General features: G+C 67.0%; 22 protein-coding genes. 12 read left to right on the top strand and 10 right to left on the bottom strand.

Annotation, left to right across the window (positions count from 1 at the left end):
* Nucleotides 1–54 precede the first annotated feature (54 nt).
* From O7626_RS17280 to O7626_RS17265, 4 genes are all read right to left on the bottom strand, one after another.
* Nucleotides 55–489: a hypothetical protein gene (locus O7626_RS17280; protein WP_278062192.1), complete on the bottom strand. Its 435-nt coding sequence runs from the start codon at nt 487–489 to the stop codon at nt 55–57.
* An 89-nt stretch (nt 490–578) separates the two neighbouring features.
* Nucleotides 579–2,051: an NF041680 family putative transposase gene (locus O7626_RS17275; protein ID WP_347404847.1), complete on the bottom strand. Its 1,473-nt coding sequence runs from the start codon at nt 2,049–2,051 to the stop codon at nt 579–581.
* A 107-nt stretch (nt 2,052–2,158) separates the two neighbouring features.
* The gene (locus tag O7626_RS17270) at nt 2,159–3,418 is read right to left on the bottom strand and encodes a DEAD/DEAH box helicase (RefSeq protein WP_278062191.1); all 1,260 of its coding nucleotides are present in this window, start codon (nt 3,416–3,418) and stop codon (nt 2,159–2,161) included.
* Nucleotides 3,418–4,110 (bottom strand): hypothetical protein, encoded by a 693-nt coding sequence (locus O7626_RS17265; RefSeq protein ID WP_278062190.1) that lies wholly within the window; start codon nt 4,108–4,110, stop codon nt 3,418–3,420. Before O7626_RS17265 ends, O7626_RS17270 begins: the two co-directional genes overlap by 1 nt.
* A gap of 371 nt (nt 4,111–4,481) precedes the next feature.
* Here O7626_RS17265 and O7626_RS17260 point away from each other — a divergent pair, with 371 nt between their 5' ends.
* Both O7626_RS17260 and O7626_RS17255 read left to right on the top strand, forming a co-directional pair.
* A complete protein-coding gene (locus O7626_RS17260) occupies nt 4,482–5,759 on the top strand; it encodes an IS256 family transposase (protein WP_278066196.1) in 1,278 nt (425 codons plus the stop codon).
* A gap of 484 nt (nt 5,760–6,243) precedes the next feature.
* Nucleotides 6,244–7,563, top strand: coding sequence for an NYN domain-containing protein (locus O7626_RS17255; RefSeq protein WP_278062189.1), 1,320 nt, complete (start codon nt 6,244–6,246; stop codon nt 7,561–7,563).
* Between the two features lie 198 nt (nt 7,564–7,761).
* Here the strand turns inward: O7626_RS17255 and O7626_RS17250 are convergent, their stop codons facing one another.
* A complete protein-coding gene (locus O7626_RS17250; RefSeq protein WP_278062188.1) occupies nt 7,762–8,580 on the bottom strand; it encodes a hypothetical protein in 819 nt (272 codons plus the stop codon).
* 610 nt (nt 8,581–9,190) lie between these two features.
* Between O7626_RS17250 and O7626_RS17245 the strand changes: the two genes are divergently transcribed.
* The 5 genes from O7626_RS17245 to O7626_RS17225 all read left to right on the top strand — a co-directional run bounded on the left by O7626_RS17245 (nt 9,191) and on the right by O7626_RS17225 (nt 13,479).
* The gene (locus O7626_RS17245; RefSeq protein WP_278062187.1) at nt 9,191–9,895 is read left to right on the top strand and encodes a hypothetical protein; all 705 of its coding nucleotides are present in this window, start codon (nt 9,191–9,193) and stop codon (nt 9,893–9,895) included.
* A gap of 72 nt (nt 9,896–9,967) precedes the next feature.
* Nucleotides 9,968–11,377: an IS66 family transposase gene (locus tag O7626_RS17240; protein WP_278061713.1), complete on the top strand. Its 1,410-nt coding sequence runs from the start codon at nt 9,968–9,970 to the stop codon at nt 11,375–11,377.
* Nucleotides 11,378–11,471: 94 nt separating this feature from the next.
* On the top strand, nt 11,472–11,876 hold the full coding sequence (locus O7626_RS17235) for a hypothetical protein (protein ID WP_278062186.1): 405 nt from the start codon (nt 11,472–11,474) through the stop codon (nt 11,874–11,876).
* Nucleotides 11,877–12,092: 216 nt separating this feature from the next.
* Nucleotides 12,093–13,100, top strand: a complete 1,008-nt coding sequence (locus O7626_RS17230) for an endonuclease domain-containing protein (RefSeq protein ID WP_278062185.1) — start codon at nt 12,093–12,095, stop codon at nt 13,098–13,100.
* 106 nt (nt 13,101–13,206) lie between these two features.
* Nucleotides 13,207–13,479: a hypothetical protein gene (locus O7626_RS17225; protein ID WP_278062184.1), complete on the top strand. Its 273-nt coding sequence runs from the start codon at nt 13,207–13,209 to the stop codon at nt 13,477–13,479.
* Between the two features lie 362 nt (nt 13,480–13,841).
* Here the strand turns inward: O7626_RS17225 and O7626_RS17220 are convergent, their stop codons facing one another.
* The 5 genes from O7626_RS17220 to O7626_RS17200 form a co-directional block, all read right to left on the bottom strand.
* Nucleotides 13,842–14,582, bottom strand: a complete 741-nt coding sequence (locus tag O7626_RS17220) for a DUF6338 family protein (RefSeq protein WP_278062183.1) — start codon at nt 14,580–14,582, stop codon at nt 13,842–13,844.
* 1,363 nt (nt 14,583–15,945) lie between these two features.
* The gene (locus tag O7626_RS17215) at nt 15,946–16,632 is read right to left on the bottom strand and encodes a hypothetical protein (RefSeq protein WP_278062182.1); all 687 of its coding nucleotides are present in this window, start codon (nt 16,630–16,632) and stop codon (nt 15,946–15,948) included.
* Between the two features lie 523 nt (nt 16,633–17,155).
* Entirely contained in the window at nt 17,156–17,635 is a 480-nt protein-coding gene (locus O7626_RS17210) for a PPC domain-containing DNA-binding protein (protein WP_278062181.1), read from the bottom strand.
* Nucleotides 17,628–18,707, bottom strand: a complete 1,080-nt coding sequence (locus O7626_RS17205) for an asparaginase (protein WP_278066195.1) — start codon at nt 18,705–18,707, stop codon at nt 17,628–17,630. The genes O7626_RS17210 and O7626_RS17205 overlap by 8 nt, the downstream gene beginning before the upstream one ends.
* 53 nt (nt 18,708–18,760) lie before the next feature.
* Nucleotides 18,761–19,642, bottom strand: coding sequence for a hypothetical protein (locus tag O7626_RS17200; protein WP_278062180.1), 882 nt, complete (start codon nt 19,640–19,642; stop codon nt 18,761–18,763).
* Between the two features lie 684 nt (nt 19,643–20,326).
* Between O7626_RS17200 and O7626_RS17195 the strand changes: the two genes are divergently transcribed.
* From O7626_RS17195 to O7626_RS17175, 5 genes are all read left to right on the top strand, one after another.
* Nucleotides 20,327–20,974, top strand: a complete 648-nt coding sequence (locus O7626_RS17195) for a GPP34 family phosphoprotein (protein WP_278062179.1) — start codon at nt 20,327–20,329, stop codon at nt 20,972–20,974.
* 52 nt (nt 20,975–21,026) lie between these two features.
* Nucleotides 21,027–22,571 carry an APC family permease gene (locus O7626_RS17190; RefSeq protein ID WP_278062178.1) on the top strand — a complete coding sequence of 515 codons (1,545 nt, stop codon included), beginning with the start codon at nt 21,027–21,029 and terminating at the stop codon, nt 22,569–22,571.
* A complete protein-coding gene (locus O7626_RS17185) occupies nt 22,568–23,230 on the top strand; it encodes a GNAT family N-acetyltransferase (protein ID WP_278062177.1) in 663 nt (220 codons plus the stop codon). The genes O7626_RS17190 and O7626_RS17185 overlap by 4 nt, the downstream gene beginning before the upstream one ends.
* A gap of 221 nt (nt 23,231–23,451) precedes the next feature.
* Nucleotides 23,452–24,240: an endonuclease/exonuclease/phosphatase family protein gene (locus tag O7626_RS17180; protein ID WP_278062176.1), complete on the top strand. Its 789-nt coding sequence runs from the start codon at nt 23,452–23,454 to the stop codon at nt 24,238–24,240.
* Between the two features lie 102 nt (nt 24,241–24,342).
* Nucleotides 24,343–25,710, top strand: coding sequence for a hypothetical protein (locus O7626_RS17175; RefSeq protein WP_278062175.1), 1,368 nt, complete (start codon nt 24,343–24,345; stop codon nt 25,708–25,710).
* Nucleotides 25,711–25,720: the final 10 nt, after the last annotated feature.

Raw genomic sequence — 25,720 nt, 5'->3', positions numbered from 1 at the left:
GATCCACCCAGACCAGCCCAGGTCAAGCCAACCCGCCGACGAGCACCTGATCAGTCACTCGCCGCGCAGGCCGAGGCGCTGCACGATCGCCGCGGCGGCCGGTGTGCAATAGCCGGCCGGGTCCCAGCGGGCTTTCCGGGTGACGGCGGCAGGGACTTCGATGTCGGTCTGCACGAGCGCGTAGTCGTCGACCGTTTGGCTTGTCCATGCGCCCTGAAGGCCGGCAAGCAGGGCGAGCGGTGTTTTGAACTTCTGCCGTTTGCGGTGGGGTGGGAGTGCCTGGAGATGTTGATAGGCGGCGTTGGCGGCTACGTTGCCGCGCTCGCGGTCGATGCCGGCGATCACGCGGAGGGTGCGAGTCGGGCGCCAAGGTTCGTTGATCACGGCCGTGGGCGTTCCAGTCGCCTGGCCGAGCCATGCCCCGAGCTCGGACGGATTGGCGATCAGGGCGGACATCAGCAGCAGTCGCGCCTGCCGGCTGCGGTGCATGATCTCTGCGATAACCAGCTCGGCGATTACGCCGCGGCCGGTCCGGTCACCGAGAAGGTGCGCTTCGTCAAAGACACATAGCTTGATCTTTAACCTGTGCGACGTGGCCTCGGGTTATTCGAAGTCTTCGTTTTCTTCGTGCAGCCTTTCGGTTTTGTGCTGGTGGCGGCGGTGACGATGTGGACGTCGTGGCGGGTTGCCGGGTGGCGGTTGCGTAGTCCGGGTGGTCGGCCGGGTCCTGGTCGGGACGGTTTCGGCGCGCGGGCGGGGTTGCCGGCTTTGCCGCGCAGGTGCCGAAACCCTCGCCGGACGCGGGCGGGCGTGAGTCGCTCGGGCGACGCTGGGCGTTCCCAGGGCCGGCGCAGGTCGCCGACGGCGCCTCGGGCGAGGCGCAGCTGGGTGTAGGCGGCCAGCACGAGCCAGGTCCAACGGTCGGCGGCGTGCGGATCGCGCAATTTCGGGCTGGTCCAGCCAAGGGTTTGCTTGAGCATGCGGAAGGTGTGCTCGATGTCGAAGCGGCGCAGGAACGCCTGCCAGAGCAGGTCGACCTCGGCGTCAGTGGCGGCCGGTTGGGACCACCAGAGCCAGACCGGTTTCGCGTTGGCACCTGATGGCAGCCGGTCGACGGTCAGCAGGATCACGGTGCCCTCGATGATCGGCAGCGGGCCGTGCTGGGCGGTCCATGCGGTGCGGTGGGTCAGCCTGGGGTGCAGCCGGTGCCAGGCCCGGGCGGTCGCGGTGCCGTAGAGACGGGTGTCGGTGGTCGTGGCGACGTCCGGGTCGCCCCAGCTGGCCGGGTCACCGAAGATGAACTCGCCGCCATGCCTGCGTGGGCGGCCGGTGGTGCCCGGCAGTCGGGGTGGCGTGGGGCGGCGTAGCACCCGGTCGGAACGCATCCGCACCAGAACCTGCACCGGCAGGTCGGCCAGCAGGAACGCCAGCCGGGGTCCGTCGTATCCGGCGTCCGCGACGATCCACACGTCCGGATCACCGGGCTGCCACTGCCCGGCAGTGATCAGCCGTCGCACCACGTCCCGCAACTGGCCGGCGGTGACCGTGGCAGCGTCGTCGCCGGGTGCCAGCCTGCGGGCGTCCAACGGGGCGGTCCACGAGGTGCGCCCCGCCTCCAGGGCGGTGACGAACGAGTACGGCCAGCCCGGCACCCCGATGTGGGTGTCCTTGCCGCGCCCGTAGGTGTGGCACAGCACCCGCTCCGGGCAGGTGTGCGCCTCCGGCCGCAGCCAGCAGGTCACGTCCACCGCCAGAACGATCCGCCCGTCCGCGGCCCGCGGCAGCGGCACCGCCGCCACCGCGGTCCGCAGCCGCTCGATGTCGATCCGGCCGCGGTTCAACGCCGCGTACAGCGAGCCGTGACCGCGGCGGTGCTCACCCACCAGCGACAACTCGACCAGAGACCGCACCGGCGCGCCTGCGCACAACAGCGCGTCGGCCAGCTCGAACAACGCATCCCGGCGAGCGGTCAGACAGGCGTGGAACTCGCGCCGGAACGCCGCCAGCCGTCCGACCTCATCCTTCGTCCCGGCATCGTGCACACTGACCACCAGACAGCCCTTGGTTGCGATCTTCTTCCCTAGACAAGAGGAATGATCGATCAAGGGCTGTCACCATGATCAGCCGGGGTCGATGCCGCCGCCCCACAGGTTAAAGATCAAGATAGGGCCAGTTTCGCAAAGGCCTCCGGGTTCTGGCGCAGCGCTAGGGAGCACTTCTCTGGAGTCATGACGAGCACCTGTCGGTCGTCAATCTGTTCCAGGGATTCACCGCCCAGTTGCGTGTACTCGGCGCCGCCGAGGAACTCGCGTACCGTCGCCCGGCCGAAGACATCGGCGATCTGTCGGCGGATCTGACCGACGAGCGCGTTCGTCGGTGCTAGGTAGAGGACCCAGCCCCGGCAGAGAGCTTGGCTGATCGCCAGTTCGGCGACGGACGACTTGCCTGAGTTGGTGGGTACCGCTACGACGGCGTGGGCCTCGGGACCCGGTAGTGCTGCGTGCGCGTATTCCTGCGCGGCGGGCCAGAGCAGCGGCCGACTCGGGGCACGGTCGCGCTGGTAGGCCGCGAAACGGTCCCCGGTGTCCTGCGGCGGAGGCGGTACCGTCCGCAGTGCCCGGGAGCCGGTCTCGTCGCAGGCGGTGCCCAGCAGGAGCAGCAGGTGGTAAAGGTCTGGGTGGGCGGCTGGCCGTGCGGGTACCTGGTCCCGGTTCTCGAGCCGCTCGGCGAGGGCTCGCAGCGCGCTGCCGGCGTTCGGGTCGGCCCCGGTGCGAAACATGAGCCAGTCGAGATGGTCGGCGACGTGGACGCCGATCCGGCGCCATACTTCGTGCCGGACCAGCAAGCGAGTTGGATATGCCTGCTGGTCGAGCGTTGGGGCAGCGACCTCGGCAGCCGGCGTCAAACGGCAGAGCCCCACGATCCGCTGCACTGCCCAGTTGGCGATCGGCCCTTCCAGGCTGGCGTCGCCGAGATCCTCTGCGACGATGCCGGAGACCGTCAGTGCCGCGTTGGCGTCGTACCCGGCGATCAGGTAGAGCAGGGCGGCCTCGACACGTTCGAAGGTGCGTTCCGGCCCGAACAACCAGAACTGGGAGCCGTTGCTCGTTTCGGTTTGTTCGTCCGGCCCGTCGGCGTCTGCCAAGTCGTGCGCGATGGTCAGGGCCTCTGCAGCGACGAAGGCGCATGCCCGGACCATGAGTTGTTCGGCTTGCAGGGGAAGGATCGCGTGTAGTTCCAGCGCCGTCGCCAGCCGGCGGAGCGTCTTCGACGACGCCGTCGGGGCCTGATCGGTGCCCAGCCGAGGGCCGGTTGTTTCGAGCCAAGCAGTGGAGAGCATCCGGCGAATCTGATCGACCGTCAGGTCGGCGATCGTGGGCAGTGCTGCCAGCAGGGCGTTGATTCCCCGGTTGAACACTAGACGATCACCTCATCGACCGCTGCTCGCATCGCGTCCGCGACGGAGTCGAAGAACGCATGGAAGTTCGGCAACTGCACGACGATGACCCGACGCCGGTCGCGCGGCGTCTTCATCCGGTCGAACTTGGGTCGAGCGGTCGCGAAGTCGTAGTCGTCCTGGTAGACAATGATCGGCAGGTAGGACGCGTTGTCGCTCCAGAGCGAGTCCTTGACCTGCTCCTTGAGACCTGGCTCCAGAACGTAGCGGAACGCAGAAAGCCGAGCGCGCAGGTCTGGGCCGTGGATGCCCTTCTCCACCTCGGCGAACAAGTTCAACGCCTCACCGAGGTTGGCGCCCGCGTTCGACTCGGTCGACTTGCTTTCGCCGATGGACACACCGAGCACGCCGTGCTGCACGTAGGTGCCCACCGAATCCAGGCCCTGCCGGGTCACCGTCTGATGCATCTCGGACAGGGTGCAGATTCGCCCGTCGACGCACGAAGTCTCCCGGCGCGCGCTAAGCGTCAGTAGGGCGTGCCCGACACCTTCGCCGATCCATGCGTTCCGGCGCGTGTCGCGGACCTGCCGCTGCGCGTCCGTCACGAAGACATTGTCGTTGCCGATCAGGGACGTGACGGTTCTGCGGATCTCCTCACGGCGGTCGACACCTCGCGCGAGCAGATCCTCCGACAGCTGCGCGTCGATGCTCACGGCGCCGGCTAGGGTGCCGATGAGGTACCGGCCCATGGCGACGGGAACCTCTACGGCGTCCAGTCCGGCGATGAGGACGACGGTGTGGCTCGACGCTGGGGCTTGTAGAGAGATCTGTGTAACGGATTGAGGGGAATATCCGTTATGGCCGGTAGGAGCCGGTCGGCACAGATAGGACAAGTGTGATGACTATGTCGATGATCAACCCGCGGAGTGAGGGCCTGGCGGTGGACGCCGAGGAGTTGGGGGGGTTGCGGGAACGGATCGCCGCTGACGGGCCGAGGCTGCCCCTGGCCGGCCCGGTACTCGATGAGGAAGCCGCGAAGCGGGCCGCGCGGAAGGCGGTCGCGGATCTGGTCGACGATCAGGCGATGGACGCGGTGTTGGCGCAGGTCAAGGGTGACGGACTGCGGCTGACCGGGCCGGGTGGGTTCCTGTCGGAGTTGGTCAAGGCCGTTCTCGAACGCGGGTTGCGGGCCGAGTTGACCGAGCATCTCGGCTACGGCAAGCATGATCCGGTCGGTAAGGGCTCCGGGAACTCGCGGAACGGGCACACGCCGAAGACGGTGCAGACCGAGGTCGGGCCGGTCGAGGTGCGGGTGCCGAGGGACCGGGCGGGCACGTTCACCCCGGTGCTGTTGCCGAAGAACACCCGCCGTCTGGGTGGCCTCTCGGATGTGGTCATCAGCTTGTACGCGGGTGGGATGACGGTGCGGGACATCTCGCATCATCTGCACCGGGTGTACGGCACCGAGGTCGGTCCGGACACCATCTCCACCATCACCGACGAAGTCCTGGAAGAGGTGAAGGCGTGGCAGACCCGGCCCCTCGATGAGGTGTACCCGATCGTCTACGTCGACGCGCTGATGGTGAAGGTCCGCGACGGCGGCACGGTGCGGAACAAGGCCTGCTACCTCGTGGTCGGCGTGGGTGTGGACGGGGTCAAGCACGTCCTCGGGATCTGGGTCCAGCAGGCCGAGGGGGCCAAATTTTGGATGCAGGTCTGCACCGAACTGCGTAACCGTGGCGTACGGGACGTGCTCATCGCCTGCTGTGACGGGCTGACCGGCCTACCCGAGGCGATCGAGGCCGTGTGGCCGCACACCACCGTGCAAACCTGCGTGGTACACCTGATCAGGGCGGCGATGAAGTTCGTGTCCTACAAGGACAGGCGGGCGATGGTCACCGCGCTCAAGGAGATCTACACCGCGCCGACGGTCGAAGCCGCGGAGACGGCCCTGCTCGGCTTCGCCGACAGCCCGCTCGGCAAGCGGTACCCCGCCGCCGTCGCCGTCTGGGAACGCGCCTGGGACCGCTTCACCCCGTTCCTGGCCTTCCCACCCGAGGTGAGGCGGATCATCTACACCACCAACGCGATCGAGTCGTTCAACTACCAGATCCGCAAGGTGATCAAGAACCGGGGACACTTCCCCACCGACGACGCCGTGGTCAAGCTGATCTGGCTGGCCATCGCCGACATCGAGGACAAACGAGCCCGGCAACGCGCTGCCGAGGCCGGCAAACCCCGCACCCAGGCCCGACAGGCACCGCCCCGTCTCGTCGAAGGGGCCGGCGTCCACGGCTGGAAGCAGGCCCTCAACTCGCTGGACATCTTCTTCCCAGACCGTATCCCCATCGATGTCCGATAGTTAGACAGGATAGGAAGTTACACAGACAATCGGACAGGCTCCGACGCTGTGGTACCTGGGTGGAAGACCACGCACCTCTCGATTTCGTCGAGCGCTGCGGTTAAGAGGTCGATTACGCTGCCCGCGCCAACGCCCAACCCTGCTTCCCTCCCCGCTTCGAGTTCATGTGTACACCCGTCACCCAGGTCGCCGGCCGTCGGCTTGCCGCGCACACCAGGCCCCGTGGTGCTGGCGGCGGCTGGCGTGCACAGCAAGACAACCGCCGAGGGTATCGGCCATCGGCAACCGGGCGACCGATCAGCGGTCTGCTGCGTTCGGCGCGATGGACCCTCGACACGGCGCCCAGGCGCAGCTTGAGCCGGTGCAGAGCTGCCGCAGGCCCTCAGCCGAGTCGGCGTACGGCAGGTCTGAATCTTCGGGTGGCAACCTCCGGCACGACACTATGTGCTATCGCTTGTTTGCTCAGCGTTGATAGGTTGCGCTTGTGAATCACGTTCGGGCGGCGCTCTACCTCGACTTCGACAATGTGTTCAGCGGCCTCTACAAGTTGGACCCGGACGTAGCGGTTCACTTCGCCGACAATCCGGCGGGATGGCTGCACCGGTTGGCGACGACGGCCACGACGGACGGCATGCGGCGCTGGCTGGTCCTGCGCTGCTACCTCAACCCCGCGGGCTGGGTGTACCGCACAGACCAGGGTGGGGAGCAGACGCGGTTGTACTTCTCGAAGTTCCGGCCCTCGTTCGTTCGCGCGGGCTTCGACGTGATCGACTGCCCTCGCTACGGCAGCACGAAGAACGCGGCTGACATCCGGATCGTCGTTGACGCGGTCGACGCGTTGTCCGCCGACACCCGGTACGACGAGTTCGTGATCGCCTCCGGCGACTCCGACATGACTCCGCTACTGCAACGCCTGCGCCGCTCCGACCGGCGAACCATGATCGTGTCACCCGATGCGGCCGACGCCTTCACCGCGATCGCCGACCAGGTTCTCGACAGTCAGCACCTGCTGGCACTGGTGCAGGGCGAGTCGGTCGACCTCGATGACGAAACCGCCAGCGAGGTGGAGACTGGGTTCGACGACCGTGTCCTCGCGGACGAGGGTGACGCCCCTGCCTCTGGCCAGAGCGAGGCGTACGAGGCATTACGGTCACTCGTGACCCAGGAGTACACCACAGCGACCGAGCCGTTGAACATGGCCTCGCTCTCTACTCGGCTGCGGACGCGGCTCGGTCCGTCGGTCAGCGACAGCAACTGGTTCGGCTTCGGTAGCTTCGCCCGCGCCGTGGCGAGCCTGGCGTTGCCGAACCTGCGGATGTCGCAGCACCTGCTCTGGGACACCAGCCGCCACCCGGCTCCGGCGGCCACCACCGCACCGCTACGCGTCACCCTGCCGGATCCAGTCGAGCGCCTGGGAAACCAGCTCGATCTGCCGCGAATACCCCAACCCTGGTGGCCGGAGATCTACCGGACACTCGCCGAGTACGCCCAGTCCCAGCGGTTCAACCTGACCCAGTGCACCAGCTGGGTCCGAGACCGGCTCCACGAGCAAGGGCTGCCGGTTAGCCGCAACGCCGTCGGGTTCGTCGCGCGAGGCACCTCGATCGGCGGCTGCCCATTGCACCGTCAACCGTCACCGACAGCCGACGAGATCGCAGCGGCGTTCGTCGGCAACGTTCTCGGCCGCGCTGACGCAGCGGACATCACGTTCTCCGACGATGAGACCGCGACGGTCCACGCCTGGCTGGGCGCACCACCTGACAACAGCACCGAGCAGGTAATTCGGACGGAGGGCCCTTCGTAACGGGTCCCACCTGGGCAACCGCTAGGAAGACGAGACCGACGCCGCAAAGCGCGTCTTCACCCCGCGCGAGTTGGACACCTTCTTCTCCTACTGCGACGACCAGGTGGCCCGCATCTGCGGCCTCGGTCGAAATGGCTGGCTGTCGGCGTTTCGGGACGCGACGCCGTTCAAGGTCGCGTACGCCTACCCGCCTGTACGCTACCCGAGCAGGACCGCGACCACGATGCTGATGAGTGCGACGAAGAACCCGGCGATGGTCCACAGCGTCTGCCGACGGGTCCATCTTAGGCTCGACCGGGCCACGTTCTCGCTATCCGGCGATTCGGGACTCGCACCGGCATTGCCGCGACCAGCCTGGTTGACCTGGATCTGGTTGTTAGAGCCGCTGACGTGGAGGGCGACAGCCTGGTCGGCAGCCGCCGACAGGGGAGCAGCGCCGTCTGCCTCCTGCTGCGCTTCACCCGCTTCCGTCCGCACCTCCATCACGATCGAGACGGCCGCGGTGCGCACACGGTCGAGCAGGCCTTCGTAGGCCGCAGCGGCGATGCTCCAGTAGATGCGGCTGTACACCGGACGGCCGGCGTTCTGCGCGATGGCGGCACGCAGCCTTGATTCGTCAGGCACGTCGAAGACGATGAGCCCGCGGCTGTGCTGGTGTGCTCTGGCAACGATCGCCACGATCTCGGCGACGCTGTCGCGGACCTCGCTGCGGCCGTCCATCTCGATGAGAATCTTCCGCACCTCGTCAGGGACCAGGTGCAACGCGATCCGCTCATGCTGGCCATGGGCCGGGCTGCGGTGGACGTCGCCGAGCAATGCCGCGCCGACCGTCCGGTATGCCGGCAGGGCGTCATCAGCACGGTAGCCGTTCAACTCGCGCTGAGCCCATTCACGTAGGCGCGCTGAGCGGACTTCCGCTCCGATAGCGAGGCACATGCGTAGGCAATCTGGGAGCGGGGTGTCGCCGAGCAGCGCACGCTCGATATCAGCGAGACGCTGCATAGTGGGATCGGGCACGCGCAACATGATGCCATCGACAGGTTCTGCTCACGGAGGTGGCGATCAGCCAGGTTCTGCCACTCGGTCACTCAGAGTCACCTCTGAGCTCGCGTCTGACCCAGGCGGCCGACTATTCCGGAACCAACGCCACACTTGGACAACTGCCGGTACTCGATATCACCAAACACCCAGACGGTGTTCGACACCTCCGCGAAGCCGCATGGATCACGACACATCGACCGACCGGAAGCGGCGTCGACCGCTACGTCGTAGTCGGTGTCGTCATCGGTAACCGAAGCACGTCGCGGTCGTACTCTCACTAACCATAGAGGGTCGTACGGAGGGCCCGGGGTCAACCGCCTGAACGTCGAACTGGCCCGCAACGGCTACCCGAATTCATGCCCGAGCCTTCTCTACCATGTTCCTGATGACGATGCGCCCATCGGCCGGTTCCGGATTCTGGTCTTCGCCTGAGGCATGGCAGTACCGATCGTCCGTACGCCGCCGGCGTGTCAGGCGAATCGACGTGGACGGAGAGCCGGAGGGTAAAGGTGAGCGGGGCCGCCGAGCGGTCTGGGAGTTCCAGCGGCAGGTGGCCGCACAACAGCGAGCGGCAGGACACCGAGCGATGACCGGGCCAGTCGCGTTGGAACTCCGGTTCGTCTCGACGCGGCCGACGCCGCCCGTGATTCACCGGATGGCGAAATGGGCACTCGACGTCCTTGAACAGCCCGGTCCTACCGCCGTGCTGAGCGCCGATCGACGGCCGCTCGTGTATCGCAACGACCGTCAGGTCAAGCTGCTGCACGTCTCTCTCGATCAGGCTTGGCCAGGAGGCGGGCAGCCGCCCGGGCCCGAGGGCCCCAAGACGATCATCCATGCGCAGCCGCTGCGAGACGCCGTGGAGGACCTGCGTGTGTCCCACGAGTTGTCGAGGGTTAGACAGCCGCACCGCAAGAACCGGGACGTGCCTGGGGAGGACGAGGAAGACGATTACCCGCGCATCGACCCGCGTGAGGAGTGGGACACGGAGGTACCTCGACCGACTGGTGATCCTGCACGCGACCGGTTCAACGCGTCCCTGCTGGCGTGGAGTACCTACCAGAACCTTGAGCTTGCCCAAAAGCGGTTGCTGATCGCGATGGACCGGCTGGTGGATGGCGCGATTTCGTCCGCGCCCTACCAGATCTCGCAGTCGGGCGCTCGCGACGGCAGCGGGGCCCGGCGTTGGCCCGAGCTGGTCGATTTGGTCGAGCAGCACGAAACCCAGCGGTGGCAGGACCTGCTGTCGTTCCCGTTGACGCTGCCGTTACCAGGTCTTCCGGAAAGGTAACTAATCAGGTCGGTCGGTTCGGGCCGGTTTGATCTTGGCGGGGTTGTTGGGCAGGATGTCCGGGTGCCGGAGATGCCGTCCATCGTGGAGTTGCTGGAGCGGCTCGTCGCGTTGGAGAAGGCCGTCGCGGAGCGGGATGCCCGGATCGCGGTCCTGGAAGCGGAGAATGCCGAGTTGCGGCGTCGTCTGGGTCAGTCTCCGCGGAACTCGAACATGCCGCCCTCGGCGCAGGGGTTGGACAAGCCCGCGCCGAAGTCGTTGCGGGGCCGGTCCGGGCGCCGCTCGGGTGGCCAGGACGGCCATCCGGGTCGTACGTTGCGGCAGGTCGAGAGCCCGGACGAGACCGTTGTTCATGAGCCGGTCGCGTGTGGCGGGTGCGGCGGCGGGCTGGCCGGCGCGCCGCTGGCCGCGGTGACCCGCCGTCAGGTGTTCGAGATTCCCTCGGTCGTAGCCCGGGTCACCGAGCACCGGCTGAACATTCGCCGGTGCGGGTGTGGTGCGGTGACCTGCGCGGACGGCCCGGCCGGGGTGGACGCGCCGGTGCAGTACGGGCCGAGGCTGGCCGCGATCGTGGTGTATCTGCTGGTCGCGCAGTTCGGGGCGCAGAAACGCGTCGCCCAGGCCGTCGGGGATCTGTTCGGGGTGCCGATCTCGCAGGGCAGCGTCGCGGCGTTGACCGCCCGCGCCGCCCGCCGGCTCGAGGGTGACTTTCTGGCCGCGATCCGCACCGCGCTGACGGCGGCACCGCTGGTGCATTTCGACGAGACCGGGTTCCGGGTCGCAGGCAAACTGCACTGGGTTCACTCCGCATCGACAGGTAAGTACAGCCTGCTCTACGTGCACCCGAAACGCGGCCGGGACGCCATCGACGCCGGCGGGGTCCTGCCCGCTTTCACCGGGATCGCCGTGCACGACGCCTGGGCACCTTATGACTGCTACCCACAGGCCACCCACGCCCTGTGCTGCGCCCATCTGCTGCGGGAACTGGTAGCCGCCGCCGAGCTCGACCCGTCGGCAACCTGGGCCGCGCAAGGCATCGACGCCCTGCTGGCCCTCAAGAAGGCCACGGACGATGCTGTGGCAGCCGGCCACGATCGCATCGATCCCGAGATTCTGGCCGCGGGGGTCGCCTCGTTCCGCCACGCCGCTCTGGTCGGGGTCAAGGACCACACCGGCCAAACCACAGCGATCGGCAAGAAACTGGCCGCGCTGGCCCGCCGGATGACCGAACGCATCGACGACTACCTCCGATTCGCGCACCAGCCAGGACACTGCCCGTTCGACAACAACGCCGCCGAACGGGAAGTCCGCATGGTCAAAATCCGGCAGAAAATCTCCGGCGCGATGCGCACCCTGACCGGCGCGGAGCAGTTCTGCCACCTGCGCTCATATCTCGCCACCGCCGCCAAACACGGCATCAATCTCTACGACGCCCTCGTCCAGCTAACATCGGGCCGACCCTGGATCCCCGCAATCAACTGATGACCTGAGTAGTCACCCGGAAAGCAGCGCTAATCGGCGGACCTTCCGCGATGCCTTGTACGTCAGTATGGAGGAGTTTCGGGGCAGACGGCCCATGCTGCAAACCCTAGTCGTCCCCATCAAGGTCACCATGTTGGTGGTGCCTCCGCAACAGGGAAAGGACCTCGACAACCTCGCCCTCGACGTGCTCCCGGCGGTCCACGAGGTGCTTCGTCCCCATGTCGAGCCATGGCACCTCACCCCCGGACTCCTTGACGAGGGCGCCCCGGCAGACACGCAGATGAAGCTGAAGCGCGATCAGGCCCTCAAGCGACTGAAGTCGCTCAACGCCCAGAGCGTCACCGCCTACCAGGTGGTCGAGCTGAAACGTTGTCCAGAACACCCGCCGCAGGGGCTTCTGAGGCTCACCCTCGGGCTCGGCGACGGGCACGACCATCGCACCCAAAGCCTGTGGCAACGCACCGACACACGGCTGTGGCGCAGGCTTCACGGGCGCTGACCAACGACCGATGCGGCGAGTACGGGCCCGGTGTCCACCACAGTGACGGATCGCCTCGGCGTCGGGTGTCCGCCCGTACGCAGCTCTGCACTTCAAGCCGTACCCCGACAACTGGCTTGACGAGCCTTTCCAAGTTTGTATCTCGCTTCGAGATGTCGGACCGATTGGCTACTCTGCTGGCGCTGCGGAGGCTATCGATCCGGTGCGGAAGTTCCCATGCAAAGTTACAGCTTTAAGTTGGACGTACGTCTCGGTGACCATTCCCTCGAAGGCTCCACCCTGACCTGCTGGAAGCAGTTTGGCGGGCAGGAGACCTGGTCTCTCGACCTCCCAACAGTGCTTTGGATCTTGGAAAGGGTCGCGGTCGGCGAGGGAGATGCGCGGGAGATCCGAGACGATCTTCTTCAGGCAACGAAGTGGGACAGCGCCTGCTGTAGCCCTTGCGATCTGGCGATGTCCCACTTCCCGGAGGCACGCCGCCGCCATGAGGAGGCTGTCCGGCGGTGGAGGGAAGAGCAGCAGCCGCTGGATCCTGATAGATACCCATACCTCCTGAACAAGGGCAAGATCCACAGGTCGAGTTTGTCGGCGCCCGCCCCGCCCGGCGCCGCCGCGGTTTCCCGAGGACTTGCACACCTTGCGGTGCTGTTCGAAGGACATAGTGGCGACCTGGAAGAAGTCCTCGACTTTCTTGCTGGGCAGGCATCGGGTGGAGCGTGTCAGATCGGCTCGTCGGAGGTGGTCGCGATGATGGCGCGGAACGGCGTCGCGGCGGTGAAGAGCCGACTCTGCGGTGCGTGTAAGCCTCGTCTACCTGACCTTGACCCGGCCACACCCGAAGGTCGACCGGCGTGCTGGGCGTGGGGCATGCCCTCAGACGTCGCTGTGGTGGCGGCCGGAGTTACCCCGGTGAGCGTCGACGCCAACGTACTGCCGCATCAGCGGACTGTCTACGCCGAGTTGGAGCGTTGGCACGAAGGCCGCTGCGCGGTTTGCGGGCAGGGTCATACTGTCGGCAGGTTGGTGAGGGACCATGATCATCCAAGCGGGCTGATTCGCGGCCTTCTCTGCTCATCGTGTAACACCGCCGAGGGCCGGACCGACTCGCTGTTATTCAACAACTACCGTCGCCGACCACCCTCGGTGATCCTGGGGATCGAAGTGCTCTACCTACCTGCCGGCTTCCAGCCGGGAACGCACCATCTCGGTGTCCCAGCCCGGTGAAAGAGGGCGAGACGGAGACCCCGGGCCGTGGAGTACAGGCAGCGCAGCCGTTACGGCGCTGCTGTCCGCAACCCCGACACGTACCGACGCCGCGTGGGTGAGGGCCTTGTCCGCCAAGCCTGTCAAGGAGACACGCTGTGCCGTGGCCGGCGGGGCGTGGGTCGGGTGGGGATGGGCCGACCCGGTGGTCGGCCTGGCCATCGCCGTCGCGATCGCCTTCGTGCTCAAGGACGCCGCCCGCGAGGTCTACCGGCGGTTGATGGACGCGGTGGACCCTGCCATCGTCGACCAGGCCGAGGCCGCGCTCCGCGCCGTGGACGGTGTCCGGGACGTGACCGCAGTGCGGATGCGGTGGATCGGGTCACCGGTTGCACGCTGAGGCCGACCTCGTCGTCGACGCCCGGCTGGTTTGGTCGCGGCCCACGCGATCGCCGCCGACGCGGAGCATCAGCTCAGCCATGCCGTGCCTCGACTGGCCGCCGCGACCATCCACGCCGACCCGGATACCCACCCGGGCGCGGACCACCACCCCGACCTGTCGCACCTGCACCGCCGTACCAACGGTTGACCGGGGGCCAGCCCGCCGTGACGGGACACCGCGAGGCGCTGCCGAGCTGGTTCAGGTCGCAAGTCGGGTCCGCGCTGACCTGGCGCGAGGTGTAGCAGGGTGGGACGTGCGGTCAGGCGCGGGTTGATGCTGAGCCACCGGATGTCTGTTAAGCCTCGATCCGATCGACGGTGTCAAGGGGTTGCCGGGGTCTCGTCCTCAGCGGTGGACGGTCTGTTGCCCTGTGGGCTAGGTGGCGGCACGTGGGTCACGTCGAGTCGGACGATGTGCCGGGACGAGATGACGGTCATCGCCGCTGGAAGCGCTTTGTCGGTGCCGTCCTTCATCCGCATTTTCGGTGCGACGAGGAGTAGGTCTCGATTCTCGGTTTCCTGCGGAATGGGACTGTGGGAGGCGACGTAGCCGGAGATGTAGCTGCCGTCGTCTAGTTGGGCACCCGCGTATGCGCTGTGGCCGTGCGGTACCGACTCGTGCATGGCTTTGTCCCAGGCCGAGGCGCTGCTGAGGGGAGCCCTGGTCGTGCGGTTGACCCACACGAAGCGGTTGCCTCTCCTTTGCAGCCGCCACCCTGACAGTTGTAAATGCGCGGTGGCAACGCCCACCGCCGTGGCCACCGTCAGGAACGCGAGGGACCACCAGGCGATCTGTACGTGGTGTTCCCTCGCGAACCTGGTCGGATCCTGCACCAACCCTCGAACGTCGAGCGTGTGTTCGGGCAGCACCGACCGGATCCCAGCGAACGCGATAGAGGTCACGATCAGGCAGCCGACGCTGACGAACACCACGCGAAGCGTCTCGCGGAACGCTGAGTGCGGCTGTGTGGGAACAACCCGTTCGTGACACAGGACGTACGCGAGCCCGGGGGCAAGGAGCAACACGAATACAACGAGTCCCAAGACGGATGAGGGGACCACTTCGTGTTCCTACTCGCCGGAATCTCCCGCCGACGGTGGCGGTGGAGGTGGTGGCGGCGGGGCTGACGCCGGAGGTGGGATCATCACGGTCGTCGAGGGACGCTGGCTCCGGTTCTCGTCTGTCGATTTGTCCCGCTGGTGCGTCCGGCGCTGCTCTGACATCGGGCCATCCTGTCATGTGCTGGCTCCGTCGCCCACCTTTGTCGATCCGGAGGCCACATCCTCGTGCCGGCTCGCGGACACACAACCACTCCACCAGGGTGGGGGCCGCGCGTTCCGGCCGCCGGGGCGACTCTGGCCGGCGGCCTCCGGCGAGGCAGCGGTAGCGATGAACGCGGAAAGCCGGCTGCCTGCCGGCAATCGACGTGGCGAATCTGCTTACCTGAACGCCCCCTGTCGGCGTACTGGCTGTGGTGCAGAGCCGCCTACGACTGATCTTGCGGGGCAAGCGCTGGGCAGACCAGTGAGGTTCCGCCCCTCCGGTCGGGGTGAGCGGGTCTCAAAAGGGATCGCCAGGGGCCACGTCGCTGGACGTGATCGTTGAGCTCACACCGCATCTGACCGCATGCGGCCTGTCGGTGGCATCCGGCCACGGAGCCTCTGCGGAACACGTTTGGCCGATCACGGCTGCCGCTGCTAGTTCCCGATGGCCGTGCGAGGGACCGAGGAGGTGGTACCCGTGAACGTCTCGACTTGGGTGCTCCCCTGCTGGGTCACGGTCGGTCGGTAGGTCGTCCGGGAGCGCCGTTCATGAGCACTCCCCGAAAGGTACGACCATGCGATTCACTACTGAGCGGCGCCTCGATGACGGCGTCCTCGAGCGCGAGTTCACCCTCGGCGAGATCCCCGCATCCTGTGAACGCCCGCATCCGCATCGGCGCCGGCCCCGCTGATCCTGCTCGGCCACCCTCCGCTCGGGATGCGCAGGATGTATCCCCGTCTGGTGGCGCGGGCCAGGCACGCCACGGCGGATGGCTTCGCCGCGGCCACCATCGAGCTTCCCGGCAGCGGTGACCGGCCCCGTTCCGCCTCCGCCGAGGCAGCCCGCGCTGACCTGCGCCGGACGCTGGAGGCCGGCGAGCCGCTAAGCGACGAGATCATCGACCCTCTTCCTCCCGCTCGTCGACAAGGCGGTCCCGGAATCGCAGACCGCCCTGGACGCCCTCCTGTCGCTGCCCGAGATCGGCGAGCGCCGAGATTCCCTCCGGCGACAACCACGGCAACGCCACGGCTGCTGCGGGTCCCGGCCAGAGCAAATAACGGGCCTGCAGGGGAACGCCTTCCCGCGACGAGCGGCCGGTAGGTCAGGATACAACGGTAATGAACTATCAGGCTCGATTCAGGCTCCTACTGTAGCTCCCTGTCAGGTCGCCTCGGCATCGCTATCGCCCGCGTCCGGATGGGCGGTAACGCCGTCCAAAAGGGCTTCGAGAGCAGCCATCGGTGTTCCGACGGGCGCGGTGGCGAATTTTGCGAGCGTCAAATTGCGCCGAGGGCGAGCGATGACTCGTTCGGTGAAAACACTCTCTTCGAGCCCCGTATATCCGTCACGCTGCACGTGTCTTAAGAAGTTGAGCGTTCCAATTGTACGGAACGCGACATTCGCGATGAGAAAAGTGCCTGCCTGAAACCGAGCATCGATGTCGTGCCCGTGTACGCGACCTTCCGCCCCGTCGTCCGCGTGCACGAGGTCGCCGTAGAGCCAGGCATAGGCCAGCTCCTTGTCCGTGACCAACTCGCCCAATGCTTCCGTAACCAATCCGGCTCTTGACTCGTAGCCGATCGTCCTCCGGTCGCCTGGGTCCAATGGCCACCAGCCCTCGCGGATCTTTTGATGATCTTGCCTGAGTGCGTCCGGCGCGTTCTGAATGAAGAACCCGAGGGCATTCGTCACTTTCGCGTGGTAGACCGGATCACCGTTTAGGAGAAAGGGGCGGCATCGAGCCGCCAGCGAGTCGAGTGCCTCTTCGTCGGGCAGATCCCAACTCATCGCCGCCTTGCCCGACTCAGCCTCGAACGTCACCTGGATCGTTCCCTGGGCCCACGCCATCAGCCTCTGCTTGTCAGCGGCGAGTGAGTGCGCCTCGACACGACGGGCACGGAGGGTGAATCGTTGCAACACCGCCCGGTGTCGTGCAGCGACAACCTCCGACCCATCGGCGGACCGCCGACCACCGGATGATTCGACCACGTTCTACCTCTCAACTCTGTCGGTCGCCACGCCGCAGAATCAACCGCTGTGACCCGATGCCACAACCCTCACGATTATCTCGACGCCGTCCGAAATCCTCGAACGGATTCTGGCCTCAGCGGGGCAGGGTAGCGCGGCGAGTAGAGGCGGCGCTGCCGCCGGGAGGACGCTCCGCGCGAGCACCCCGAGATCCCAAGGCGTCCGACCCGCGTGAGAGCGGGTCAGACGCCTTCGTGTTTGCGTCCCGTCGGGATGGTTGGGCGACAATGTCCTGAGCTCGAAGCCACGGATGGGCCGGAGCGTCGGCGGGTGGGGCAGAGCCCGCCCCACTCTGTGGGCAGAGGCGTCTCCTGCTCGAAACCAGCAGGCGATCGAGCATGGACTACGCCTCGGTTACGGCTCGTTGGCCGAAGCGCAGTTGCGGTACGCCGTACAGGTTGGAGTTCGGCAGCCGGTACATCGTGGGCGAGTTGATCTCGATGATGAGCATTTCGGTGAGGAACTGGACGGTGGCGTCCAGCAGGTGACTGGTGTGGGCCGAAGCGCTGTGTTGTTTCAGGCCGACGGTGATGTGGATGTGAGGTTTGATCGTCTGGGTGTCGTCGTCCCAGGCGATCGTGCCGCCGCCGAGGGCCTCAACGTTGGTCAGGTCGACGTGTGACCAGACCGGCGCGTCGGGGTCGTCGAGCCGTTGGCAGGTGCCGACGATCTTCGCCGTGGACAGGCCAGCGATGAACATCGGAATGTAACCCTGCCTGATGCCGTGGGTGCGGCAGGCGTCGGTGACGGCGGCGTAGAAGTCGTCGCCGTGGTCGAAGACGACGCCGATCATGTGGCCTGGGGTGAGGTCGTGGCTATGCATCCGTCGTGCTCGTCTCCGGTTGATCATCGTTGTTGTGGCTGGCTGTGGGCCACGGCCAGGCGATGGGGTCGGTGAGCCCACCTGCGGTGGTAACTGCTGTGGCGATGTCCTGTGGTTTCGCTCCGGCGGCGAGGAGGGCGCGCAGCAGAACCCGGGCCTTGTAGGGGTGCAGCCAGCCGGCGGGGATGAGACCGCGGGTGAGGAGGTCCTGTTCGGAGCCGGGAAAGCCATAGGTGCGGACGAGGGTTGGCCCGGCAGGGGTACGGGAGGCGAGGACGACCGGGATCCGGCTGGCGAGGGTGGTGAGGGTGTCGACGAGGGGTTCGGGAACGTGGCCGACGCCGAAACCGGCGACGACGAGCCCGTCGACACGGGCACCGGTGGCGCTGAGGAGGGTGGGATCGTCGTCGAGGGTGACAGTGTAGAGGCCGACGCTGGCGTGCTTGCCGGAGCGGCAAGCGGGGATAGTGAGCCGGTACGGCATCCGGGTCAGCATCCGCACCCGACCCTCCAGGACGTAGCCGAGCGGGCCGCTGTCGAGGGAGCGGAAGGTGGCGCCGCTGGTGGAATGGGTCTTGGTGACCCACCGGGCGGCGTGGATCTCGTCGGCGAGGACGACAAGGCAACCCTGTTCGCGGGCGGCTGGGGCGGCGGCGGTGGCGATGGTGGCGAGGAGGTTGGCGGGTCCGTCGGCGCCGGCGAGGGTGGGGTTGCGCATCGCTCCGGTGACGACGATCGGTTCGGGCCGGTGGTGGAGCAGGTCGAGCAGGTAGGCGGTCTCCTCGATGGTGTCGGTGCCCTGGGTGACGACGACTCCGGTCGCGCCCGCGTCGAGTTCGTGTGCCGCTGCGGTAGTGAGTTCGGTGATGTCGGCGAAGGTCAGGGACGCGCCGGGACGGCGGCGGAAGTCTACGACCTCGATCTCGATGCCGGCCTCCGCGAGCCCGGGTACGGCATCGATGAGCTGCCGGGCGGACAGGGTGGGCCGTACCGCGCCGCCGTTGGTGCTGGTCATGGCGATGGTGCCGCCGAGGCCGAACACCACCACCCGGGGGAGGGGTGTTGTCGGGATCGGAGACACGAGAGTCCTTCCGACAAGCGCGGCGGGTGGTGGGTAGGAGCCTATTACGGGAGGGTGCCGACGAAGCGGCACGCCTGGTCGACACCGTCGAGGGAGAGTAGGCGGCTGCGGGGTTCGGCGAGGCCGGCGAAGCCGTACTGGCTGAGGTCGGCGCAGCGGCGTTGCAGCCACTGCCAGTCGAGGTTCAGGTAATCGGCGAGGTTGCGTAGCCGGCTGGCCGGCGTGTCGGCGGCGATGACGGAGTGGGCGCGGAGGTAGCCGAGCGCGTCGTGGTACTCGGCGAGGAGGCTGGGCTGATCGGTGACGTCGACATGCCAGATCCCGTCGGCGCGGATCCAGCTGGCTATGATCGCGTGCCGCTGGTCCAGGACGAGTCCCGGGAGAGTGCCGTACTCCGGTTCGTCCGTGACCGCGGTCTGGATGTCCAGGGACTCCATCAACGCCACGGCGAGTAGCAGCAGGATCCGCTCGGGGGTGGACGAGGTCGCCGCCGCTGGTGGGGGCACATAGAACATTCGGGTCATCGGTTGGAAAGCGTTTCGGAAACGTTCGGCGGTCTGGCGCAGGTAGTGCAGCCTGTGGCGGAACAACAGCCATGTGCTGGCTTCCTCGCCGCGTTGCTCCCGCGTCCAGCAGAGGGGCACATCGGACAGGATGGCGCTGTGGCGGCGGATGTGGTCAGCGCAAAATGTCGAGCCGAGCCATAGCCGTGACACCGGGTCGAGGTCGTCGGCGACGTCGCGGCTGGCTGCGGAGCGGGTCAGGCGCCGGTAGTCGAACGCGGCGGCTTGGGCGGCGTTCAATCTCGTGTCGTCGAGCAGCAGCGACAGGTCAAGGTTCGCGACCGCCCACAGCACTGCTGCGGAGATCGCGTCGAGTTGGTACGCGCGGGGGATCAGTAGCCGACTGTTCCGGGCGGTTCCCACCAGCCGCCGGTAGGCCTGCCGTGAGTCCAGCGCGAAGATGCCTTCACGGTCTGGTGTGTCGACGTGCCCGAGGACAAGCCGTCGCTGAACAGGCCGTCGCCACCGTAGTTCGGCGGTGGCGTTGGTGATGGCCGGCCAGGTCCGCGACCAACGCCGCCGAAACCGTGCTCTTGCCCACAGCCGGCGGACCGACCAGGGCCACGAACCCACGCTCGTACGACCGGTATGCCTCATTGATGGGCGGTGACCCGCCCGTCCAACGGACCATCTCAACCTCGTACGGGACGTTAGACATCGCGGCCTCCCGCCGGACATTGACTGCGCTGAGGAACTCAAGGCAACCCGAACGTGCCCCGTGTCGGATACCGCCGACACGAAAATCCGACATGGCAGGTGGCCGCGACGGCGAGGGGCAGCTGACCCCTTCCACACGGCTTGTCCGCGTGGCGCCTCAATCTGTCGACAATCCTTGACATACGGCGACCAGCCCTAACTGATTCGGCGTCACGAGTTGGTCAGCGCACCGCCGCTGGCCTGGCGCCCGGTGCACGACGTCAACGGAAGGTCGACGAGGCCGTGTCGAAACTCGGTGTCGAGGGTGTTCGACATCGGCGCGAGGGGCGTTGAGTGCAAGCGAGCAACGTGAACTACCAAAACAAACGGCGCCCGGAAAGGAGCCGAGCCGTGCCTCGTCCCGCCCACTATCGTGTGCCGCTCGCCAATGACTATTTCCTTCTCGCCCACCACGACGTGACGGGAAAGCCGCAGCTGTACCGGCGATCGATGGATCTCGGCTTGGCGGCGGCCCTGCTAGCGGAGCTGATGTGGGAGCGGAAGATCTGGCTCCGCGACGGAGGCTTTTCGGTCGTCGACGCAACTCCGCCGAGCGATTCCCTCGCACACACCGTGCTCGACCAGATGGTGCACAGCGAGGAACAGGGAATCCGAGGCTGGCTAGACATCCTCAGCGAAGAGGCATATGAGCAGGTCGCCGGACGGTTGCGGCGTGCGAGAGCTGTCTGGCCGAAACGATCGCGTGGGATTCTGCGGTCGACCACAGTCTGGGTTCCGACGGACATCAACGCCGCGCATTGGCCGATGGCGAGACTCGGTACGAGGCTTCTGCGCGGTGACACCTTGGATCCTCTCGATCATTGCCTGGCCGGTTTGACTCTGGCCACAGGCATGGATGAACTCCTCACCCGATACGCGCCGCCGGCCGCTCATCGGCGTTTGCGGGACCTCGTCGAGAACGCACCAGCGCAGCTTCGGGAACTTCTGACGCACACCGAGGCCGCGGTCGGCGAGTCGGTGCAGTCGTACCGGGTCTGAACCGTCATGCCGATTTCCAACCCTGATTTCCAACCTGAATGGAGGCGTCCTGATGACTCCGCTCGCGCTAACTGCCCGGCGCGATCCCGTCCGCACGACCCTGGCGGTCGACCGGCTTGGCGTACCGGCCGTCGTGTTCTTCGTGATGTCGGCGGCAACCCCGCTCACGGTGGTTGCCGGCGTGGTGACGACGGGTTACGCCGCAACGGGCCTTACCGGAATTCCCGTGGCGTTCATACTCGTCGGCCTACTTCTCGGCCTTTTCAGCGTTGGCTACGTCGCTATGGCACGGCACATGACGAACACCGGCGCGTTCTACGCCTACATCAGCCAGGGCCTCGGTCGGCCGATAGGAGTCGGGGCAGCCTGGGTCGCACTCGTGGCCTACAACGGCTTGCAGGTCGGCCTGTACGGCGCGATCGGCGCAGCAACGAGTCCACTGCTGGACCAGTGGTTCGGTCTCAACTTCCCCTGGTGGATCATCGCGCTATGCGCGTGGGCGCTCACGGCGATCCTCGGGGTGCTCCGGGTCGACCTCAACGGCAAGGTCCTGGCGGTCCTCCTGGTCGCCGAGATCGTCATCATCATGATCTACAACATCGGCAACCTGTCCCACCCCGCCGATGGCCAGGTCACCTTCGACACCCTCAACCCAGGCAATCTCATCGGGCCCGCCCTCGGTGCGCTCGTCATCCTGGCAGGCCTGGGCTTCATCGGCTTCGAGATCGGCGCGACCTTCGGCGAGGAAACGAGAGACCCACGACGGACCGTGCCGATCGCCACCTACCTGTCGGTGGGGCTGATCGGCGTCATCCTGGCCATCTCGGCCTGGGCCATGACGGTCGCGACCGGCCCGGACCGGATCGTGGAGGTGTCCCGCGCAGAGGGCACCGAGGTCATCTTCAACCTGGCAGGCGCCCACTTCGGCCAGGCCATGGTCGACATCGGGCACACCTTGTTCGTCACCTCGATCCTCGCGGCGACGTTCTCCTTCCATCACACGACCGCGCGCTACATGTTCGCCCTCGGCCGCGAGCACGTCCTGCCGGCCGCACTCGGACGCACGGCGCGGCGCAGCGGCGCTCCCCGCAACGCCTCCCTCTGGCAGAGCGCCATCGGCCTCACCGTGATCATCATGTACGCAACAAACGGCTGGGATCCGGTCGTCCAGCTGTTCTACTGGCTCGGCACCGGCGGCGGGCTCGGGGTGCTGTTCCTCATCACCACCACCTCCATCTCCGTCATCGCGTTCTTCGCTCGTGACCGGCACGGCGAGCCGGCCTGGCGGCGGGTCATCGCGCCCACCATCGCCACCCTCGTACTGCTGGGCGCCATCGGGCTCGCCATCGTCAACGTCGCGACGCTCCTCGGCGTGCCCGATGACCACCCGCTCGCCACCGGAATCCCTGCCGTGTACCTGGGCGCCGCGTTCCTCGGGATCGGCTGGGGGATGATCCTCAAGGCCACCCGCCCCGAGGTCTACGCCACGATCGGACTCGGCGCCCGCAGCGCCTCGGGCCGGCTCAGCGCCACCACACCGAGACCCCGGGCAGACGACGACCGGACCGCAGCAGACGTGCTGGCGGCCCACCCATGAGCGACCACCCACGAATCGTCGACGCCACCCGGGACGACCTCGACGGCATCGCCATGTTGATCGCCGCCACGTTCTATCACCTCGCCCCCACGGCCTATCTCGTGCCCAAACCCAGCGACCGCCGAGCGGTACTCGCCGCCCAGTTCAAGATCTGGGTCGGCCACGCGATGGCGGGAGCTGGCAGGGCGCGGGTCCTTGAGGACCGCTCCGCAGTCGCGGTTTGGTTTCACCGCGACCAGCCCATGCCTTTCGTGGAGGACTACGAACGCCGACTGGCTGCCGCGTGCGGTCCGTACACCGAACGGTTCGAAGTACTCGACGCCGTATTCGATGCGCACCACCCCAAGGAGCCACATCACCACCTGGCGTTCCTCTCCGTCGCGCCAGCAGTCCAGTGCACCGGCCGGGGCAGCGCGTTACTGCGTGACCATCACGACCTACTCGACCGGGACGGGCTCGCCGCCTACCTGGAGGCGAGCAGTACCGGCGCCCGCGACCTGTACCTGAGACACGGCTACACCCCACGGCGAGCGTTCCACCTGCCGGGCGGTGCCCCGTTCTGGCCGATGTGGAGGCCGCCTTCCCATCAGAGCTCCAGGTCCGATTCGACTCGTCATGCCCAACCGCACCACCAGGGCGCCGATAAGGCAGACGCCTGACCGCTCGAGTTGATCGATTGACGCCGAAGATCCTGGCCCCAATCGCGGCCCAAGCCCAGATGCGCGCGCAGTTCCGTGAAAGCCAGCCGCACGTCCTATGCCGGAGACCCCGATGGTGCACGCTCCCGCACTGCTGACAATCGCCTCGCTGAACACCCTCGATTACCGACGCACCGGCCAGAGTGAGGAAAAGCTGTACCGACAGATCGAGGAACTCATACATGAGATCGACCCGGACATCATCTGCCTGCAAGAACTGCCAGGAGATCGCGAACCAGGGACTACGGCACCTTGCCGGGGCCACCGGGATGCAATGTCACGTTCTTGGCGCCCGCCAGCAGGGGATTGCTGCGGTTGCACCGGGCGGTCACGACCGCCTCGCCCTCGGAATCATGTGGCGTCCCGGCATCGAACCGGTGCCCGGCACGCTACGCCGTATCGACGGCGGACCGATGTGGCACAACCTCATCTCCGTCGCCCTGGAGCTGGGCGGGCACCAGATCACCGTCGCCACCTACCACGCACCGCCAAAGGCTGGTCGCGGCACGCGGCGGGACGAGGCTCGTCTCATCGCCCACTGGCTCACACCCGCCAGCCACGGACGCGAGATCGTGCTGGCCGGCGACTGGAACAGCATCAGCGCTCGCCAACTCGACGGCGCCTATTACGACCCGGACCCGAACAACACTGTTACGGAAGCCGACCTGATCCGCTGGGGGGACGACCCTCCCGAGATCGTGTACCCCACGGACCGCCAACCAGACCAGATCCTGGCGGAGTCCGGCTACCTCGATCTCGCGGTGCAGACGCGAGCACCATGGTCGCCCACGACTGGCCACCATCCTCATGACCGCAACGGCCCTCGACGGATCGACCGCATACTCCACCGGCTGCCGGACGCGGAAGACGCGCTCGCGTGCTCGGTGATCGGGCACCGCGTCCATAACACGCCGCTCGCGTATGAAGCGTCAGACCACTTTCCAGTCGTGGCCACCGCCCGACTTCCGTAAGCCCTCGAACGTGACCCGGACCTCCCATGGAACGGGTCGAACTCAACCGACCCCCAAACACCCACCCCGTCTGGATATCCCCACGTGACTGCAACGCCGTCGATGGCGACCGATCCGGCCGCCGTCTCCACCCGCCGCAGCGAGCTGGCGGACTCCGCCCGGCTGGCGGCAGACTGCGCCCGCCGCGCCGTCCTACTACTCGACCCTGCGCAGCCCTGCACCGTTCGACTGCGCGACGCAGCTGCCTACCTCAACGGGGCGTACTGCCTATTGACCGACACACCGGAAGATGTTGAACCCTCCCAGCCACGACAATTCGCCGCCCCGATGGCCGGGGCCATTCACCACACCCGCTCGGCTGCAATCCTCGCGTCATGGCTCATCACCGTACCGGCAGATCCAAGCCATAGAACCGATCTCCGATACAACCACGCGCTTCCACTCACCGCGCTAGCCGTCGGCTGCCTCGACAGCGCGCTGCTAGCCCTGACCCGCGCGATGAGAACCAGCAGCGACGGAAGAGTCGCTGTGGCGCCGGCGGCTGACAACGCGACCACACCGCTACTCGAGCCCGTGCCCCAACAACGGCGACAGCGGCTGCGCGCAACAGTCGCCGTTGTCACCGCGGCGATCATCGTGGCCAGCCTGGCTACCGTCGCCCCGGGTCGACGCATCGATCAGCAACCAGTCCGAGGAGTCGGCCGGACTCAGGATCCCGCGGTGTCACCCGGGCCGACATCAACCCCCTCCGGGTCCGGCGTGCAGCTCCTCCAGATGGCGGACCGGATCAGCGCAGCGCCGGGAGACGCGCAGCGAGGTCCGTACGCCTATGTCGAGCTGCGGCAGTGGTCCCGCGACATCCGACGGGCACCCGACAGGAGCGGCAAGTTCCCACCGCTCGTCGTCACGGTGCAGAGCTGGGGTAGGAGCGACGGCGCCGGACGGGAGATGACGTTCCAGGTCGGCGACGGCGGCTGCCGTCGCGGCGAGGAGGCGAGGTGGGAAGCCGGCATGCCCGGCGCCACCGACGAGGATCTCCCCACCGACCCGGTGACGCTGCGTACCCACCTCCTCAAAGCGAAGACACCTGCAGAGCGTGGCCCGCGAGACATCGTCACCTCGGTAGCCGACCTGCACCGTACGCACTACGCCGACCGCCCCGTCCGCGCGGCGATCCTGCGCATCCTCGCCGAGCTCCCCGGGATCACGCTGCAACACGGCGTACGCGACCGGATGGGACGCATCGGCGTCAGCATCGCCCTCGTCGAGCCCGACGCCCAAGGCACGCGGATCCGCTACGTGCTGACCATCGCGCCGGACACCGCCGAACTCCTCGCGTACGAGGTGGTGCAGACCGGCCCGCCGGTCCTTGCGCAACCGGACTACCTGGCGGGCCTGGAGCTGTATCGCCTCTACCTCACCTCCGGCAGATCAACGACCACCACTGCTGCGGTGCCGTCCTGCATCTGACCGCCAAAGA

The sequence above is a fragment of the Micromonospora sp. WMMD1102 genome (genome assembly GCF_029626265.1).
Taxonomy (GTDB): domain Bacteria; phylum Actinomycetota; class Actinomycetes; order Mycobacteriales; family Micromonosporaceae; genus Plantactinospora.
The sequence above is the reverse complement of the archived record's forward strand: the minus strand, read 5'-3'. Positions and strand labels throughout refer to the sequence as shown.